Annotated in this window: 2 protein-coding genes; both read left to right on the plus strand. The window is 59.4% G+C overall.

All coding sequences use genetic code 11. The features are described 5' to 3' along the window. Positions 1–688, plus strand: a 688-nt coding sequence (locus tag ABQJ48_RS37575) for an IS110 family RNA-guided transposase (protein ID WP_367842904.1), incomplete at its 5' end; no start/stop codon positions are given. A gap of 306 nt (positions 689–994) precedes the next feature. Next, positions 995–2,228 (plus strand): IS256 family transposase (locus ABQJ48_RS37580; RefSeq protein ID WP_367842905.1); only part of this gene is annotated, 1,234 nt, incomplete at its 3' end.

The raw sequence follows: 2,228 nt of genomic DNA on the forward strand, positions 1-2,228 counted from the left end.
CGAATCACAGCAAACGCTAGCGGCATTACATCGGGTGCGCGAATCACTGATCCGCGACCGCACGAAGACGACCAACCAGATGCACGGGTTCCTACTTGAATTCGGCATCAGCCTACCGGTTGGCCACGCCGTTATCGCCCGTCTACCCTCAGTGCTTGCCGAGCATTCGGTGCCTGCACGCCTGATCTGGATCCTTGAGAGACTGCATGCGCACTTCAAGTACCTCAGCGAACAGATCGGTGAGATCGACAGGGAAATGGTCCGGCAGCTCGCTGACGACGACCTCGGTCAGCGCCTGCTGTCTATTCCCGGTGTGGGTCCTGTCACGGCCAGCGTGCTCGCGGCCGAGATGGGCGACGGCAAGCAGTACGCCTGCAGCCGGGACTTTGCTGCCTCCATCGGGCTGGTGCCTCGCCAGTACAGCACAGGGGGCCGGGCTAACCTGCTAGGCATCAGCAAGCGAGGTGACAAGAACATCCGGCGTCTACTGGTGCAGTGCGCCAGAGCCTACATGATGCGGCTTGAGCGGCAATCCGGCCGCCTGGCCGAGTGGGTTCGCGCCATGCTTGCACGCCGACATTCCAACGTGGTGGCCTGTGCGTTGGCCAACAAGCTGGCACGAACGGCCTGGGCTCTCGCTACGCGCCACACCACGTTCAATGCGGGAGCGAATCCGATGGCAAGCTGAGCATCGGACTCCGCATATATTTTACCGAAGTGCACCCACCTGGTTTTGCGATCGCTGAAATTTGATGACGTGAACGGCACACCGGCCTGGCGGACAACCTGAACACTAAATTGGCTTCCGAAGCCGAAGATTTTTTCAGGATCATCAGGCGCGATTCTCATCGTGGCGCGGGGAGCTATCTCCACAACGACGCCGGATAGATTTACGCAAGCCAATCCACCACATCAAAAACCAGCCTTGCAAAAATGGGAGTGACCATAGATTTAGTGTGCCGAGGTCATGAGACGATAACGGAAATAACGTCCTATGACCGAAGCAACCGTGACCAAGAAGAGCAAGAACCCGAAGGCGCCGAAGCTGTTCCCTGACGAACTGATCGATCAACTGCTTGGGCAGATTCAGAACAAGGATGCCGAGTCGGTTCTGGGCGAATCAGGCCTCGCCGGGCAACTGAAGAAGCAACTGGCTGAGCGCATGCTGGCAGCGGAGCTCACGCATCACCTGGAGAACGAGGCTGAGCAAGGCAAGGCCGGCAACCACCGCAACGGTACGAGCCGCAAGACGGTCCTCACGCCCAACGGCGAACTGAATCTGGACATTCCGCGCGATCGGCAGGCGACGTTCGAGCCGCAGTTGGTGGGCAAATATCAGCGCCGGCTACCGGGCTTCGACGATCACGTCATCAGCATGTACGCGCGCGGCATGAGCGTGCGCGAGATCCAGGGCCATTTGCTGGAGCTGTATGGCTTGCAGGTGTCACCCGAGCTGATTTCGGCCGTCACCGATGAGGTGCTGGCCGAAGTCGAACAGTGGCAGCAACGCCCCCTTGAGGCGATGTATCCGATCGTGTATTTCGACGCGCTTCGGCTGAAGATCCGCGACGAAGGCACAGTCAAGAACAAGGCGGTGTACCTGGCGCTGGGCATTCGGGCCGATGGCCGCAAGGAAGTGCTGGGCCTATGGATCGAGCAGACCGAGGGCGCCAAGTTCTGGCTGAAGGTCTTCAACGAACTGAAGAACCGCGGCTTGCACGACATCCTGATCGCTGTCGTCGACGGCTTGCGCGGCTTCCCCGAAGCGATCGAAGCAGTGTATCCGGCTGCCCAGATCCAGACCTGCATCGTGCATCTGATCCGCAATTCGCTGAATCTGGCGAGCTGGAAGGACTGTAAGCCACTGGCAACCGCGCTCAAGCCGATCTATCAGGCCGCTACCGCCGAAGCCGCCGAGGCGGCGCTGCAAGCCTTCTCTCAAAGCGAATGGGGCAAGAAATTCCCGACGGTCGCCGCGATGTGGCAGCGCCAATGGGAGCAAGTCATCCCGTTCTTCGCCTATCCCCCGGAAGTACGCAAAATCATATACACGACAAACGCGATCGAGAGCATGCACATGCAGCTTCGCAAGATCGTCAAGAACCGCGGTCACTTCCCGAGCGACGAAGCCGCCAGCAAACTGCTGTACCTGGCCTTGCGCAACATCGAAAAGGATTGGAAGATGCCACCTATCACCTGGCGGCAAGCCGTCAATCAGTTCGCCATCC

It is taken from the genome of Paraburkholderia suaedae (assembly GCF_040812055.1).
Classification (GTDB): Bacteria; Pseudomonadota; Gammaproteobacteria; order Burkholderiales; family Burkholderiaceae; genus Paraburkholderia.